We start from the raw sequence: 13,864 nt of genomic DNA, 5'->3' as shown, positions 1-13,864 counted from the left end.
TCGGGTGTATTCAGAGCCGCGCGGGCTGACAACCCGTCACCCGGTGGCACCGCCTTCCGACCCACACTGTCGCTCAAGCCAAGAGTGAACGACTTTTCGACTGAAAAATCGCCTCCGTCCCGACCGTGCGTCAGCCTCCGCAGGGGCGCGCATCACGCCGGATAGTCGTCCTGGACCTGAAACAGCGACGGCACGGCCGGACAGGGGGCGAGGTCGTTGCCGACCACGTCGGACAGCCGCGCTTGGTGGAGGAACACGTAGACGTGCGCCGACAGCCCCTCCCACAGCCGGTTGTTGAGCGACTGCGCCCGGCTGCCGGAGACCCCGCCCTTGGCGCCGGCGCCGGTGTGCAAGGCGCTCACTGTCTCGTCCACCGCCGTCAGCACGTCCGACACCCGGATCTTTTCGGCCGGTCGGCCAAGCCGATAGCCGCCGCCCGGGCCACGCACGGAGTCCACCAGCCCAGCACGCCGGAGCTTCACGAAGAGCTGTTCCAGATAGGGCAGCGAGATGTCCTGCCGCTCGCTGATTTCGGAGAGCGTCACCAGGTCCCCTTCCGGCGCAAGCGCGAGGTCGGTCAATGCCACCATCGCGTAGCGCCCCTTTGTGCTCAGTTTCACGGCGCGACCTCCCCCAAAATCTTGACGTGGGCGATAGGGCAGCTTAACTGCCACTCGCCCCGCAGATATACGCGGTCCATAGGACAGAAGTTTTTACGTTGCCTGTCAGAAAGCGTCAACGCACAGCGATGTCGCAAACGCGGGCCAGAAAGGAAAGAGGCACGCGATGCCCGAGGTGATCTTCCCCGGACCCGAAGGACGGCTGGAAGGCCGCTATCACCCGCAGAAGGAAAAGGACGCGCCGATCGCGATCATTCTGCACCCCCATCCGCAGTTCGGGGGCACGATGAACAACAAGGTCGTCTACAACCTGCACTACTGCTTCCACCGGATGGGCTTCACGGTCCTGCGCTTCAACTTCCGCGGCGTGGGCCGGTCGCAGGGCGAATACGACCAGGGGGTCGGCGAGCTGTCCGACGCGGCGGCCGCGCTGGACTACCTGCAGTCCATGAACCAGAACGCCAAGCATTGCTGGGTTGCGGGCTTCTCCTTCGGCGCATGGATCGGGATGCAACTCCTGATGCGCCGGCCTGAGATCACTGGCTTCATTTCCGTCAGCCCGCCCGCCAACATGTACGACTTCTCGTTCCTCGCTCCCTGCCCGTCCTCCGGCCTGATCATCAATGGCTCGGCCGACCGCGTCGCCCCGCCGAAAGACACCCAGGCCCTGGTTTCCAAGCTGCACGAGCAGAAGGGCATCACCATCACCCACGAGGAGATGGAGGGCGCCGGTCACTTCTTCGAGGATCCTCACATGGAGCCCATGCTGGAGCACGTCGAGACCTACGTGCGCCGGCGGTTGACCGAATCGACGCGCTGAGGACGGCGCATGGGTGTTCTCGAAGACCTCGCCGACGGTTTGGCGAAAGACACGATCGAAGAGGCGGACAGGCTGGGGCGGGAAGACCTCATCACTGAGGTCGCCAAGCAGCTTGGAGCCACGTCGACCACGATGGAGGAGGCCTATTTGACCTCCATCCGGATGCGGTTGGCGGAGAAGCGTGCGCGACAATTCCTGGAAAACCGGGTGCGGCAGGTGGAAAACGACGATGACTCCTGATCTCGCAAACGAGGCCCTGGCCTCACAGATCGCGTTTCTGCAGGAAATCGACCGGCTGAAGGGCGTTCTCAGGGCCACGCCCATCTGCGACAACTCCCGCCCGGAGAATTCGGCCGAGCATTCCTGGCACTTGGCGATGTACGCCATGGTGCTTGTCGATCAGGCCGGGCCGGACGTACGGATCGACCGGGTGATCCGGATGCTCCTGCTGCACGACATCGTCGAGATCGACGCCGGGGACGTGCCAATCCACCTCGTCCACGATTCCGAGGCGCAGGCGGCCAAGGAACGGGTCGCGGCAGAGCGGATCTTCGGCTTGCTTCCCGCCGAACAGGGTGCCGAGTTTCGCGCGCTTTGGGAGGAGTTCGAGGCCGCCCAGACCCCCGATGCCGTATTTGCGAAGTCCATCGACCGCGTGCAGCCGCTGCTGCTGAACCTCGCCAACGGAGGAGGGAGCTGGATCGACTACCACGTAACGATGGAGCAGATCGACGCCCGTGTCGGCACCAAGGTCAACCGGGGGGCCCCGGCGCTCTGGCGGCACGTCCGCGCCCGCGTCGCAGGCTATTTCGCCAGTTAGGCAACGCGCGACTCCGCTCCGGCAAAAGCACGTCCACCACGACAAAGGCGCTAAGGACCCAAGCCAGCGCCATCCCCACCTGAAGCAGTCGGGTCCCCATTGCGACCGACGTGTCCTCTGCAAACGGCGCCATTGCGCCGCCGAAAAGAATGAGCATGGTCGACATCGCCGACCCCGCCAGAGCGGCGTCCTGCCGGCCGCTCGCGCTCCAGGTTCCGAGCACGAGGCATGCAAGAAGGGTCACGAGGGCCATGAACGGGAAAAAGGGCGCCATCACCACGAGTTCGTAGCAAACGAGAGCCGCCAGCCCACCGATCACGTTGGAGACCAGCATGGAGCCGGCGACTTTCGGACCTGCCAGGGTGCTCGCGGCGAGCTGTTGCGTCAGGAGAGCGACGATGAGCAACGTGAGCACGGCACCGCCGTCCGTCAGGAAGAACACGAGGACATAGGGCAGCGTCACCAGCGACATTCGCACCAGCCGCCGCTCGGGATCGAAGGCGGGCTGGCCCGAGGCCGTCCCGGCAGCTTTGGCTCGGGTCCGTTGCGATGCCGGCAGGACGACGAACATCGCCTGAGTAGCGAAGACGGCAATGGCGAGGTTGAGCGGCAGCCAAGCCGCCACGAGCAAGGCCAGTTGCGGCGAGGTCTTGACCAGGAGTGGGATCAGAAGCCCGGCAAATAGGGAGAGCACCACGAGCAACGGCGACCGGCCATTTACCGAGAGGTTGAAGGCGCCGACAACCCAGAGTGCGACCGCCACCATATAGAGCGCGGGGAACCACTGGAGCACCGTGAAGACGACCCAGGCAGCCAGCATCAACCCCGCCGCCGTTGCCACCAGCGCACCGCCGGCCCGCAGCGACGGTGGCGCCGGTGCCTGGAGCAGAAGGATGGACAGCACCGCAGCCACAAAAGCCAGCGGCCAGGCATATGCCATCCCCAGCACGAAGAGCGCCGCCGGCCCGAGTGCCAGCCGGAGGGCCATTCGTCGGTCCTCAATAGGCATAGGAGAGCCAGGAAAGCGCCCGAACATAGGCCCATCCGAGGGCATTCAGGATCGAATTTTCCGTCGCATAGACAAGCACATCCGCCTGCCCGTTAAATTGGAAAATCACGTCGTCGGCCGGGTCGCCCGTCTCGTATCCGGGCAGGACGATCCGAACCGGAAAGCGTTGAGGGGCGCGCATCCAGCCGGTCGACCGGGGCGGCGCGGCCAGGCCACCGGGTTGTGTCTCGTTGCCGATGGACACCGCGCCGGAGAAGCTTTCGACCCTTCCCCGCAACACGCGACCCGGCTGAACGTCCAACGTCACCTCCACCGGGTCGCCGACACTGAGGTGGCCCATGTTGTTTTCGGTCAGATAGGCTTCCACCCAGACGTCCTCGGTATCGACGAAGGTCATGATGGGGCTTCCCGCCTTGGCATAGGCACCCGCAGCGACGCCAAGGTCACTCACGGCGCCTGCGGTCGGGGCAACCAGTTCGGTCCATTCCAGATCGAGTTCGGCCTTGGAGACAGCCGCAAGCGCTTGCCGGATGGCCGGGTTGTCCTTCCCCTCGGGGCCAAGCTGTTGCCTCGCCCGCGCCAGATCGGCCTCCGCGCCGGCGAGGCGGCTTTCCCCGTCGGACAGAGCCGCCCGCGCCTCGTCGCCACGGGAGACCGAAATCAGACCCTTTCGCTCCAGCTCGAACACCCGTGCGGTTTGCAGGCGGATATTTTCCAGCTCGGCCGTGATGCTGCTCACCGCCGCCTGCGCCGCCGCCACGTCGGCTGAACTTGCGCCGATCGATTGGACGGCCGCGTCAAGCTGCGCCCGTGCCGCCTCCAACGCAATCCGATAGGGACGCGCATCGATCCGGGCAAGCACCTCGCCCGTCTCGACCAACTGCCCATTGGCGGCCGGCACCTCCACCAGTGCCCCGGAGACCTGCGGCACGACGGGCGTGATCACGGCCTTCACGCGCGCGTTCGACGTAAACGGCGTCATCCGATCCGCAGCGAGATACCAGACGAAAACGAGGATCGACAGCAGGAGAACGATGCGAATGACCGTTTTCATCGAGGGTTCCAGCCTCCGTGACCGACACGTCTTACCCAATCACATTCGCGGGATCCTGTCATCCAGGCGGGATCAGTGTCGTCTGGAGAGGCCGGCGTGCGGAATTCTTGTATACATTCGCATACCATATTTGCAGATGCAGCGCTTTGCGGTATCACGCAGGCAGACTTCGATTCATTCCGCAGCCTGAAAGAGAGGCCCCATGACCAAGATCAAGGTCGACAATCCCATCGTCGAAATGGACGGCGACGAGATGACCCGCATCATCTGGCAGTTCATCAAGGAAAAGCTGATCCTGCCCTATCTGGACATCGACCTTCTCTACTATGACCTGGGGATCGAGGAGCGCGACCGCACCGACGACCAGATCACGATCGACGCCGCCGAGAAGACCAAGGAAGTGGGCTGTGCGGTCAAATGCGCCACGATCACCCCGGACGAGGCCCGTGTGGAGGAGTTCGGCCTGAAGAAGATGTGGCGCTCGCCCAACGGGACGATCCGCAACATCCTTGGCGGCGTGGTGTTCCGCCAGCCCATCATATGCCGCAACGTGCCGCGCTTGGTGCCGGGCTGGACCAGACCCATCGTGATCGGCCGCCATGCCTTCGGCGACCAATACCGCGCGACCGATTTCAAGTTCCCCGGCTCCGGCAAGCTGTCGATGAAGTTCGTCGGCGACGACGGCACGGTGATCGAGGAAGAGGTCTACCAGGCGCCCTCCTCCGGCGTCTTCATGGGCATGTACAACCTCGATGACTCGATCCGGGATTTCGCCCGCGCGTCGTTCAACTACGGCCTGCACCTGGGCTGGCCGGTCTACCTCTCAACTAAGAATACCATCCTCAAACAGTACGACGGCCGGTTCCTTGAGCTGTTCCAGCAGGTTTTTGACGAAGACTTTGCCGAGAAGTTCAAGGAGAAGGGCATCTGGTACGAGCACCGACTGATCGACGACATGGTCGCCTGCTGCATGAAATGGAACGGCGGCTTCGTCTGGGCGACCAAAAACTACGATGGCGACGTGCAGTCCGACACCGTTGCTCAGGGCTTCGGCTCGCTGGGGCTCATGACCTCGCAACTCATGACGCCCGACGGCAAGATTGTGGAGGCCGAGGCCGCCCATGGCACGGTCACGCGGCACTACCGCCAGCACCAGGCGGGGCAGCAGACATCGACCAACTCCATCGCGTCGATCTTCGCCTGGACCGGTGGTCTGAAGCACCGGGCCAAACTGGACGAGAACATCGCCCTGATGTCCTTCGCCTCCACGCTGGAAAAGGTGATCGTGGAAACGGTCGAGGACGGCTTCATGACCAAGGACCTCGCGCTGCTGGTCGGCCCCGACCAGGGGTGGCTGACGACGATGGGCTTCCTGGAGAAGATCGACGAGAACCTGAACAAGGCGCTGGCCGGCTGAGGCGCCGGATCGCGCAGGGTTTGAGCGAGGGGCGTGCGTCTGCATGCCCTTCCGCGCAATTTGCGGGCAGGGGCGCGATCTCTGCATAGCGAAACGCGAGGTCATCTCCCTGTTCCCGGTCGCCCGTGGTAGGCGGTGGCGCACTTCAGCGGACGCCCCGCGCAGGTGGCAGGCCGGGGAATTGGGTATTTTCGCCAACAAGAAGCGCAGGGTGCGCTGTCTGTCCGGCGGCCCGCTGCCCGCCGGTTCGGGCCACCGAGGTTTGGGCGGGCGCGTCAATGAACCGGAGCCTGATCCATGCCCACCCCGATCCTGACGCCGCCCGATCCCGAGGCGGTCCGGCACACACCTGTGGACGACGCGCAGGGGCTGGCGATTGGCGTTTTCATTTGCGCCCTCGGCCTGGTGTTCCTGTCGCACCTGGGCTTCATCACCGGGCAGACGGCAGGGGTGGCGCTCATCATCTCCTATCTGAGCGGTTGGCCGTTCGGCTGGGTCTTTGCCGTCATCAACCTGCCGTTCTACTGGCTGGCGTGGCGACGGATGGGGATGGAGTTCACGCTGAAGTCCCTCGGCTGCGTGCTGTCACTGTCCGTTCTGGTGGAGCTCATTCCTCGTTGGCTGACGATCGAGTCCGTCACTCCGGTGCTCGGGACGATGATCTTCGGGGCGCTGACGGGTTTGGGGCTCCTCGCCATCTTTCGGCATCGCGGCAGCTTGGGCGGGCTTGGCGTGGTGGCGTTGCTGGCGCAGGACCGGCTGGGGATCAAGGCCGGCTACGTGCAACTCGTGATCGATGTGCTGCTGTTCGGGGTGGCGTTTCTTCTGTTACCGGGTCGGGTTGTCGCCTATTCCCTGTTTGGCGCGGTGATCCTGAATGGCGTCATCGCCTTCAACCACCGGCGAGACCGTTACATTGCCACGTGAGGTTCACATGCCAGCCCATGTCGTCGCGCTGATCGGCGCCATCGTGACCGAGGTCATCGGAACGGCCGCCCTTCAGGCCAGCCAACAGCTCTCGCGCCTGCTGCCGACGCTGGTGATGATCGGCGCCTATTCGATCTCGGTCTACCTCCTGTCGACGGCGATGAAGATCATCCCGGTCGGGGTCGCCTATGCGATCTGGTCGGGGCTCGGCATGGTGCTGATCACGGTTGTGGGCTTCGTTGCGTTCAAGCAAAGGCTCGACGCGCCCGCCGTGCTCGGCCTCGCGCTGATCGTCACGGGCGTGGCGGTCATCCAGCTTTTCTCCCAGACGACCACGCATTAGCCGACGGGCTTCACGCCTCCAGTTCAGCGTCCCAGTAGAGGAAGTCGCGCCAGCTCTGGTGCAGGTGGTTAGGGGGGAACTTGCGCCCGGTGTTGCGCAGCTCCTCCGCGCCCGGACGGCGTGGCGGCTTGATAAGGCTCATGCCTGCCTGCCTCAGCGACTTGGACCCCTTGCGGAGATTGCAGCAAGAGCAGGCCGCGACCACGTTTTCCCAACTGGTGATGCCGCCGCGGGCGCGGGGCACGACGTGATCGAATGTAAGGTCCCCGGTCGCGCCGCAGTACTGGCAGCGGAATTCGTCCCTCAGAAACAAATTGAAGCGCGTGAAAGCCACGCGCTTCTGGGGTTTGACGTAATCTTTGAGGACCACAACGGAGGGTATTCGAATGGTGGTGGAGGGGCTTCTGACGACCTCGTCGTATTCGGCCACGATATCTACCCTGTCGAGCCAGGCCGCCTTTATCGCTTCCTGCCAGGGCCAAAGTGACAGCGGATAGTAGGACAGCGGCCGGTAATCCGCGTTCAGCACCAGTGCCGGATGGTGCCTGAGGTTGTTCGGTTCCCGTACGAAATGTGTTCTGAAATCGCCGTCCATCGTGAAGTGACTCCGCCCCTGCCCTGCCTGCTCGGTTCTAGAGCCAGGGCGGGACACCCCGCCCCAGTTCGAGATCGACTATATGTGGCGTTTCACGCCTGACAACCCCCGCCATACGGTGGAGGTGCCGTTTGGGTACCTTGGGACAATGACAGACGCGTGACATCGCCTCCCACTTCGGGCGGATCCATCCGGCGTGCCACATTGCTGGGCAGCCTGTTCGTCAGGCGCCGATCGGGCGGTCGCTCGCGAAAATGAAAGCGACTCAGCCCTGTTCGAGGCCGAGCTTCAGCCGCATGAAACCGACAGCCTGCCCCAGCCCGTCTGGTGCGATCCCGTGGCCGGTGCCTTTCATGACGAAGGCATATGTCTCGAAACCCGCCGAAACCATCGCGTCCGCGGCTTCCTGGAGGGAAGCGAACGGCACCATGTCGTCCTGGTCGCCATGCACCAGAAGAACCGGCATTTTGACCTTCGTTTCGCCCGCCAACGACTCCGGCTCCAGCAGCCGCCCGGAAAACCCCACAAGGGCCGCAATCGGCTCGTCGCGGCGGGGAGCCACGTGAAGGCACATCATCGTGCCCTGGCTGAACCCGAACAGCACCAGCCGGTCGGCAGGCAGGCCCTCGTCCTGAAGCACCTTGTCGATAAAGGCATTGAGGTCCTCGGCGGACGCGGCCATGGACGCCTTGGCGTCCGCCTCCGGGGACCCGTCGAGCCACGGGATCGGGAACCACTGGAAGCCGAAGGGGTTGCCGACGCAGGGCTCAGGTGCGTTCGGCGCGTAGAAGGCGGTGTCGGGAAGATGCGGCAGCAACGGATCTGCAAGCCCCAGCAGGTCGTTGCCATCCGCGCCGTATCCGTGGACGAAGATGACGACCTGTTTTGCCTCGCCACGGGCCGCGCCCTTGCGCCCGAATGTCAGTTCCCGCGCCATAATTGCCTGCTCCGTGCTGTCTGCCTTCCCTTCTGGCTCCTACCGGCTGGAGCGTGGATTGGCCAGAGCCGGCGGGTCAGCGGATGCCCTCGCGGCTCTTGGCGACGCGAAAATAGGCCCAGAGAAGCCGTGCGGCGACCCCGCGCCATGGGCTCCAGGCGCAGGCCATCTCGCGAAGCGCCTTTTCACTCGGGCGCCCATCGAGCTCGAATAGCATCCGGACGGATTCCTGAAGGGCGAGGTCCCCCGGCGCGAAGACATCGGCGCGCCCGAGCGAGAACATGGCATAGATCTCCGCCGTCCAGCGGCCGATGCCGGGGACGGTCACGAGGGTTTCGATCACCTCCTCCTCGGGGGCGGTGCGCAGGGCGGCATAGTCCAGCCGTGCCTCGGCCAGCGCCTTCGCGTAGCGGATCTTCTGCCGGCTGAGCCCGCAGGCGCGCAGGTCGGCCTCGGTGGCCCACAGAACCTTGCGCGGCCCGGTCAGGCGTGCTGCCTTCAAGCGCGCCCAGATCGCATCGGCGGAGGCAACGGACACCTGCTGGCTTACGATGGCCGAAAGCAGCGCCTCGAACCCGTCCCGCCGCCGGCGCAGGGGCAGCGGGCCGGTACGGGACAGGGCATCGGCGAAGCGCGGTTCGGCCCGGGCGAGCCAGTCTGCTCCCTCTGCCACACATGCGGGCGTCTCGATGATGCGGCCAACTTGGTCCATGGCGTCATGTCTCTCCTGCGAGCGGCACATCGCGCGTGCCGCGCCCGTCCGCCTTCGACCCTACTGCCCAGCGGGATCGGGGCAATCGGATTCCCGGCCCGGACGGGAATGAGGCCTCTTGCCCTTCATCCGAAACGGGGGCATGGGCGAGATCATGGCAGACAATGCGATCCAACCCGAAGACGATTCCCGCGCCCGGCGCAACGTGTGGATTCTCGTGGCGGCCCAGGCCGTTCTCGGGTCGCAGATGGTGATGATCTCCACCGTGGCCGGTCTGGCCGGCGTGATGGTGGCGCCAAACCCGTGCCTCGGCACGCTGCCGCTTTCCATGATCGTGATCGGTTCGATGGTGACGGCGCCCTGGCTTGCCTCGCTCATGCAGGTGGCCGGTCGGCGTACGGGCTTCTTCGTTGGCGCGATCGGCGGGGCGCTTGGCGCGGCGATCTCGGCCCGGGCGCTCTGGCTCGACAGCTTCGGTCTGTTCCTGCTCGGGTCCTTCATCAGCGGCATCTACATCTCGGCCCAAGGCTTTTACAGGTTCGCCGCCGCCGATACGGCATCGGATGCGTTTCGGCCAAAGGCAATTTCCTACGTGATGGCATCGGGTCTCGTCTCGGCGGTCATCGGGCCGACGCTCGGTACCCAGCTCGCCGATGCCTACGTGGTGCCCTTCCTCGGCACGTACTATGCCGCCATCGCCATCTGCCTGATCGGCATGGTCCTGTTCGTCTTCCTCGACATCCCCACCCCTCCGCGCCCGGTTGCCGGCACACCGACCGGACGCAGCCGAATGGAATTGTTGCGCGACCCGGTGATCCTCGTCGCGATCATCTGTGGCATGGTCTCCTACGCTTTGATGAGCCTGGTGATGACCTCCACGCCGCTTGCGGTGGTGGGTTGCGGCTACGAGACGGATACGGCCGGGTTCGTCATCACCGCCCATGTCTTGGCGATGTTTGCCCCGTCCTTCTTCACAGGGCACCTGCTTGCCCGGTTCGGGACGCGCCCGATCATTTCCTTCGGGCTTGTCATTCTTGCCGGGTCGGGCGTTGTGGCCCTGTCGGGCGTTGACCTGGGAAATTTCTACCTCGCCCTGATCCTGCTTGGCATCGGCTGGAACTTCGGCTTCATCGGCGCCACGGCTATGCTGTCGGAGGCTCATTCCCCTGCGGAAGCAGGGCGAGTGCAGGGGATGAACGACATGCTGGTCTTCGGCATGGTGGCGCTTGCGTCGCTGGTCTCCGGCGGGTTGATGAATTGTACAGGCGGAGACGCCCAGCAAGGATGGGTCTCCGTCAACCTCGCCATGGTTCCCTTCCTGGCGCTCGCGGGCGGCGCGCTGATCTGGCTGACCCTCAAACCTGAGGAGTGACAGGGACGCACGCCTCTGGCGCGCGGCGAATTTTCGGCCGAAAATTCGTGCCTCCGGCGGGGATATTTTCAGACACCAGAAGAGTTTGCGGCGCGACCTTACCAGCGGCCGAGAGCTGTTCGCCACATCAGCCCCGCGCGGCGGGAGAATTCGCTTTCCGCCAGCGACCCCTGGGGGACGCGTATTGGCGCTTTATGGGCTCTGGAAAGAGTCTCTCCCGCGCGCCAGCCCGCGCGCAGGGCCGGATAGGCCGCACGTGGAATTTCCGCGCGCCGGGCGGCCTTCAGCCGGTTCAGACCCAGGCGGGCCAATTGCGCGACCGCTTCTGGTTGCGCGTTCGGAAGCGGTTTTCGGCCCCGTGCCGTGAGCTCGGGAACCGCGCGCAGATACGTCGCCAGCCCTGCCGCCCAGCCTGCATCCCGGATTGCCGGCTCCCCATCGGCCGGCGCACCGAGCGCCAAGGCCGCAGCCCATGTTAGGCCGGCAGCCGTTGCATCGATGTAGTCATGCAACGCGGCGTCGTTCTCGAACGGGTCGCGGTATATGTCCCACTGGCGGGCCACGACCAGCCGGTCCAGAACATCCATCGGCACGTGCCGGTCGTGCACCACACGCGCCAGAGGCGCCGCGACGTCATGCGCTGCCACCGTCTCGCCATCGCCAATCCGGGCCAGTGTGTCGCGCCACCATTGCAGCCGCATCTCGCAGATCATCGGCTCCGGGCTGATCCATGGTAAACGTGCGACCTCCACGTTGAAGGCGTAGAGCGGCAAAAGCACGGAGCGCGCCTCAATCGGGGCGGCCATCGCGGACAGAAAGCGATCCGGGTCGCCCCTCTGGACGATCTCTGCACAGGTGGCAAGGCTCATGCGGGTTCCACGACCGAGAGAAGGTAGGCGATCCGATCCGGCGCCGCACGCCACGCCGCGATTTCCGCCTCCTCCCGCTTCAGTGCCGCGTCGAGCGCAGAGGAAGGTCCGGCCGACCGCAAGTCCGCGATGCGACGTTCGAGCGGGGCGTAATAGGCTTCCCACGGTGCGCCAATCACGAGCCGCGTGCCCAGGGTGCGATACCCCGCAGCCGCAATCCTGTCTTCGACGCCTGCCCGGTCGGTGATCTGTGGGTAGTCGCTCCAGAACGCATGAACCTCCGGCGGCTCCTTGTCCGACAGCAGCACTGGCTCGGAGAAGGCGACCCGCCCGGCACGGGTGAGCATGCCCCGGAAAGCCCCGAGCCCCTCGGTCACGCCCAGGAAGTACATCGCCCCGGCACACCAGATCAGATCGTAAGGACCGGCAACCTTCGCCATATCGCCCTGCCAGGCTTTCACACGCGGGCCGAATCGGGAACACCGGGCCGCGGTGGCCGCGGCGAAGGGGGCATGTAAATCGACCGCGTCGATCCAGGCCTCCGGCAATTCGTGCGCCAGCGTCTCAGTATCGGCACCCGGCCCACAGCCGGCATCCAGCACCCGCGCCTCGCCATGCGTTCCGGCCATGCCGACAGCCCACCGCACGTCGTCCGCGCACCCCGGCCCCTCGCGGTCGAGACCGTCATGCAGGGTGGAGAACGCCTCCCAATCCATCGATTGCTCCTCAGGCCGCGGGCGCGCCGTCCCGCAGCAGTTTCCACTGGACCGCTTCCAGCAGCGCCTCGAACGAGGCATCCACTATGTTGGCAGACACACCCACCGTCGACCACCGCCGCCCGGCGCTGTCCTCGCTGTCTATGATGACACGGGTCACGGCCTCCGTGCCACCGTTGGTGATCCGCACCTTGAAGTCGACCAGCTTCATGTCCTCGATATAGGGCTGAAGCGGCCCGAGGTCCTTCGCCAGCGCGCGCGAAAGCGCGTTGACCGGGCCGCGGTCCGAACCGCTCGGGTCCAGCGATTCCGACACCGACAGCCGCTTCTCGTCGCCGATCCAGAGCACCACCACCGCCTCCGACAGCGAAATCGTTTCTCCCAGCCGGTTCTTCCGCCGCTCTACGACGACCCTGTAGCGGTCTATCCGGAAGAACGACGGCAGTTGCCCCAGTTCCCGCCGCGCCAAGATCTCGAAGCTCGCCTGCGCCGTGTCGTAGGAGTAACCCGCCGACTCCCGCGCCTTCACCAGGTCGAGGATGCGCCCGAGAGCAGGGTCACCTTTCGCGACCTCGATCCCGGCATCCGCGAGGCGCTTGCGCAGGTTCGACTGGCCCGCCTGGTTGGACATCGGAATGATACGGGCGTTGCCCACGAGCGCCGGGTCGATGTGCTCGTAGGTCGAAGGGTCCTTCAGCATCGCCGACGCATGCAGCCCCGCCTTGTGCGCGAAAGCAGACGCGCCGACATAGGGCGCGCTTCGGAAAGGCACGCGGTTCAGCACGTCATCCATCATGCGGCTGACCCGGGTGAGCCGCGCCAGTCCGTCCCGGCTGATGCCCGTCTCGAACCGGCTCGCATAAGGCTCCTTCAACAAAAGCGTCGGGATCAGGGTGATCAGGTTGGCATTTCCACAACGCTCCCCCAACCCGTTGAGCGTGCCCTGCACCTGCCGCGCCCCGGCGTCGATGGCCGCAAGCGAGCCCGCGACGGCATTGCCCGTGTCGTTGTGGGTATGGATGCCGAGCCTGTCCCCCGGCACGCCGCTATCGATCACCGCCTTCGTGATGGCATAGATCTCCGCCGGGAGCGTGCCGCCGTTGGTGTCGCACAGCACCACCCAGCGTGCCCCGGCCTCCAGCGCCGCATGCAGGCAAGCGAGCGCATACTCCGGGTTCGCCTTGTAGCCGTCGAAGAAATGCTCGGCGTCGTACATCGCTTCGCGGCCGAGGCCCACCAGATGGGACAGACTGTCGGCAATGGCAGCCACGTTCTCGTCCAGCGTCACTCCGAGCGCGGTGGTCACGTGGAAATCGTGGCTCTTGCCCACGAGACAGACCGCGGGCGTCCCCGCATTCACCACGCCCGCAAGCACCTCGTCATTGGCTGCAGACCGCCCGGCCCGCTTGGTCATCCCAAAGGCGAGGAACGTCGCGTTCCGCATCTCCGGCGCCTTGTCGAAGAACTCGCTGTCCGTGGGGTTTGCCCCGGGCCAGCCGCCCTCGATGTAGTCGATGCCCAGGTCGTCCAACGCCTGCGCGATCTCGTACTTGTCCTCAAGGCTGAACTGCACCCCTTGCGTCTGCTGCCCGTCCCGCAAGGTCGTGTCGAACAGGTAAAGCCGTTCCTTGCTCATTGGGTGGCCTCTTCTTG

Annotated in this window: 16 protein-coding genes; 7 read left to right on the top strand and 9 right to left on the bottom strand. The window is 65.1% G+C overall.

The features are described 5' to 3' along the window. Positions 1-152 precede the first annotated feature (152 nt). Positions 153-620 (bottom strand): Fe-S cluster assembly transcriptional regulator IscR, encoded by a 468-nt coding sequence (gene iscR, locus BM075_RS09675; protein WP_093360472.1) that lies wholly within the window; start codon positions 618-620, stop codon positions 153-155. 166 nt (positions 621-786) lie between these two features. Here iscR and BM075_RS09670 point away from each other — a divergent pair, with 166 nt between their 5' ends. The 3 genes from BM075_RS09670 to BM075_RS09660 are packed head-to-tail and all read left to right on the top strand — an operon-like array spanning position 787 to position 2,260. Beyond that, positions 787-1,440 carry an alpha/beta hydrolase gene (locus tag BM075_RS09670; protein ID WP_093360471.1) on the top strand — a complete coding sequence of 218 codons (654 nt, stop codon included), beginning with the start codon at positions 787-789 and terminating at the stop codon, positions 1,438-1,440. A gap of 9 nt (positions 1,441-1,449) precedes the next feature. After that, positions 1,450-1,680 (top strand): hypothetical protein, encoded by a 231-nt coding sequence (locus BM075_RS09665; protein ID WP_093360470.1) that lies wholly within the window; start codon positions 1,450-1,452, stop codon positions 1,678-1,680. Beyond that, positions 1,670-2,260, top strand: a complete 591-nt coding sequence (locus BM075_RS09660) for an HD domain-containing protein (protein ID WP_093360469.1) — start codon at positions 1,670-1,672, stop codon at positions 2,258-2,260. The genes BM075_RS09665 and BM075_RS09660 overlap by 11 nt, the downstream gene beginning before the upstream one ends. Here the strand turns inward: BM075_RS09660 and BM075_RS09655 are convergent. Beyond that, positions 2,193-3,248 (bottom strand): DUF2955 domain-containing protein, encoded by a 1,056-nt coding sequence (locus BM075_RS09655; RefSeq protein ID WP_177208306.1) that lies wholly within the window; start codon positions 3,246-3,248, stop codon positions 2,193-2,195. The genes BM075_RS09660 and BM075_RS09655 overlap by 68 nt on opposite strands. A gap of 10 nt (positions 3,249-3,258) precedes the next feature. Next, complete coding sequence (locus BM075_RS09650; RefSeq protein ID WP_093360467.1) at positions 3,259-4,323, bottom strand: HlyD family secretion protein; 1,065 nt, start codon at positions 4,321-4,323, stop codon at positions 3,259-3,261. Positions 4,324-4,525: 202 nt separating this feature from the next. On the opposite strand from BM075_RS09650, the gene BM075_RS09645 reads away from it, so the two are divergent. The 3 genes from BM075_RS09645 to BM075_RS09635 all read left to right on the top strand — a co-directional run bounded on the left by BM075_RS09645 (position 4,526) and on the right by BM075_RS09635 (position 7,010). After that, complete coding sequence (locus tag BM075_RS09645; RefSeq protein ID WP_093360466.1) at positions 4,526-5,740, top strand: NADP-dependent isocitrate dehydrogenase; 1,215 nt, start codon at positions 4,526-4,528, stop codon at positions 5,738-5,740. A gap of 297 nt (positions 5,741-6,037) precedes the next feature. Further along, positions 6,038-6,667: a YitT family protein gene (locus BM075_RS09640; RefSeq protein ID WP_093360465.1), complete on the top strand. Its 630-nt coding sequence runs from the start codon at positions 6,038-6,040 to the stop codon at positions 6,665-6,667. Between the two features lie 7 nt (positions 6,668-6,674). Next, positions 6,675-7,010 (top strand): DMT family transporter, encoded by a 336-nt coding sequence (locus BM075_RS09635; protein ID WP_093360464.1) that lies wholly within the window; start codon positions 6,675-6,677, stop codon positions 7,008-7,010. A gap of 10 nt (positions 7,011-7,020) precedes the next feature. On the opposite strand, the gene BM075_RS09630 is transcribed toward BM075_RS09635, so the two are convergent. From BM075_RS09630 to BM075_RS09620, 3 genes are all read right to left on the bottom strand, one after another. Further along, positions 7,021-7,605 (bottom strand): HNH endonuclease, encoded by a 585-nt coding sequence (locus tag BM075_RS09630; protein WP_093360463.1) that lies wholly within the window; start codon positions 7,603-7,605, stop codon positions 7,021-7,023. A 265-nt stretch (positions 7,606-7,870) separates the two neighbouring features. After that, positions 7,871-8,542, bottom strand: coding sequence for an alpha/beta hydrolase (locus BM075_RS09625; RefSeq protein WP_093360462.1), 672 nt, complete (start codon positions 8,540-8,542; stop codon positions 7,871-7,873). 76 nt (positions 8,543-8,618) lie between these two features. Then, complete coding sequence (locus BM075_RS09620; RefSeq protein WP_093360461.1) at positions 8,619-9,254, bottom strand: DNA-3-methyladenine glycosylase family protein; 636 nt, start codon at positions 9,252-9,254, stop codon at positions 8,619-8,621. A gap of 154 nt (positions 9,255-9,408) precedes the next feature. Here BM075_RS09620 and BM075_RS09615 point away from each other — a divergent pair, with 154 nt between their 5' ends. Continuing rightward, positions 9,409-10,626 carry an MFS transporter gene (locus BM075_RS09615; RefSeq protein ID WP_093360573.1) on the top strand — a complete coding sequence of 406 codons (1,218 nt, stop codon included), beginning with the start codon at positions 9,409-9,411 and terminating at the stop codon, positions 10,624-10,626. Between the two features lie 98 nt (positions 10,627-10,724). Here BM075_RS09615 and BM075_RS09610 read toward each other — a convergent pair whose 3' ends face one another. The 3 genes from BM075_RS09610 to cimA are packed head-to-tail and all read right to left on the bottom strand — an operon-like array spanning position 10,725 to position 13,847. Further along, positions 10,725-11,495, bottom strand: coding sequence for a squalene/phytoene synthase family protein (locus BM075_RS09610; protein ID WP_093360460.1), 771 nt, complete (start codon positions 11,493-11,495; stop codon positions 10,725-10,727). Continuing rightward, on the bottom strand, positions 11,492-12,211 hold the full coding sequence (locus BM075_RS09605; RefSeq protein ID WP_093360459.1) for a class I SAM-dependent methyltransferase: 720 nt from the start codon (positions 12,209-12,211) through the stop codon (positions 11,492-11,494). Before BM075_RS09605 ends, BM075_RS09610 begins: the two co-directional genes overlap by 4 nt. Before the next feature lie 10 nt (positions 12,212-12,221). Continuing rightward, the gene (gene cimA / locus BM075_RS09600; RefSeq protein WP_093360458.1) at positions 12,222-13,847 is read right to left on the bottom strand and encodes a citramalate synthase; all 1,626 of its coding nucleotides are present in this window, start codon (positions 13,845-13,847) and stop codon (positions 12,222-12,224) included. Positions 13,848-13,864 lie beyond the last annotated feature (17 nt).

This window comes from Tropicimonas isoalkanivorans (genome assembly GCF_900112335.1).
In the GTDB taxonomy this organism is placed as follows: domain Bacteria; phylum Pseudomonadota; class Alphaproteobacteria; order Rhodobacterales; family Rhodobacteraceae; genus Tropicimonas; species Tropicimonas isoalkanivorans.
Note: the sequence above shows the minus strand (reverse complement) of the source record. Positions and strands in the feature narration are given on the sequence as shown.

Excerpts from the sequence above, each read along its gene's own strand:
- cimA (WP_093360458.1), bottom strand. The coding sequence starts at position 13,847 with ATGAGCAAGGAACGGCTTTACCTGTTCGACACGACCTTGCGGGACGGG.
- BM075_RS09635 (WP_093360464.1), top strand. The coding sequence starts at position 6,675 with ATGCCAGCCCATGTCGTCGCGCTGATCGGCGCCATCGTGACCGAGGTC.
- BM075_RS09630 (WP_093360463.1), bottom strand. The coding sequence starts at position 7,605 with ATGGACGGCGATTTCAGAACACATTTCGTACGGGAACCGAACAACCTC.
- BM075_RS09615 (WP_093360573.1), top strand. The coding sequence starts at position 9,409 with ATGGCAGACAATGCGATCCAACCCGAAGACGATTCCCGCGCCCGGCGC.
- BM075_RS09610 (WP_093360460.1), bottom strand. The coding sequence starts at position 11,495 with ATGAGCCTTGCCACCTGTGCAGAGATCGTCCAGAGGGGCGACCCGGAT.
- BM075_RS09625 (WP_093360462.1), bottom strand. The coding sequence starts at position 8,542 with ATGGCGCGGGAACTGACATTCGGGCGCAAGGGCGCGGCCCGTGGCGAG.
- BM075_RS09670 (WP_093360471.1), top strand. The coding sequence starts at position 787 with ATGCCCGAGGTGATCTTCCCCGGACCCGAAGGACGGCTGGAAGGCCGC.
- BM075_RS09645 (WP_093360466.1), top strand. The coding sequence starts at position 4,526 with ATGACCAAGATCAAGGTCGACAATCCCATCGTCGAAATGGACGGCGAC.
- BM075_RS09655 (WP_177208306.1), bottom strand. The coding sequence starts at position 3,248 with ATGGCCCTCCGGCTGGCACTCGGGCCGGCGGCGCTCTTCGTGCTGGGG.
- BM075_RS09605 (WP_093360459.1), bottom strand. The coding sequence starts at position 12,211 with ATGGATTGGGAGGCGTTCTCCACCCTGCATGACGGTCTCGACCGCGAG.
- BM075_RS09650 (WP_093360467.1), bottom strand. The coding sequence starts at position 4,323 with ATGAAAACGGTCATTCGCATCGTTCTCCTGCTGTCGATCCTCGTTTTC.
- BM075_RS09620 (WP_093360461.1), bottom strand. The coding sequence starts at position 9,254 with ATGGACCAAGTTGGCCGCATCATCGAGACGCCCGCATGTGTGGCAGAG.
- BM075_RS09660 (WP_093360469.1), top strand. The coding sequence starts at position 1,670 with ATGACTCCTGATCTCGCAAACGAGGCCCTGGCCTCACAGATCGCGTTT.
- BM075_RS09640 (WP_093360465.1), top strand. The coding sequence starts at position 6,038 with ATGCCCACCCCGATCCTGACGCCGCCCGATCCCGAGGCGGTCCGGCAC.
- BM075_RS09665 (WP_093360470.1), top strand. The coding sequence starts at position 1,450 with ATGGGTGTTCTCGAAGACCTCGCCGACGGTTTGGCGAAAGACACGATC.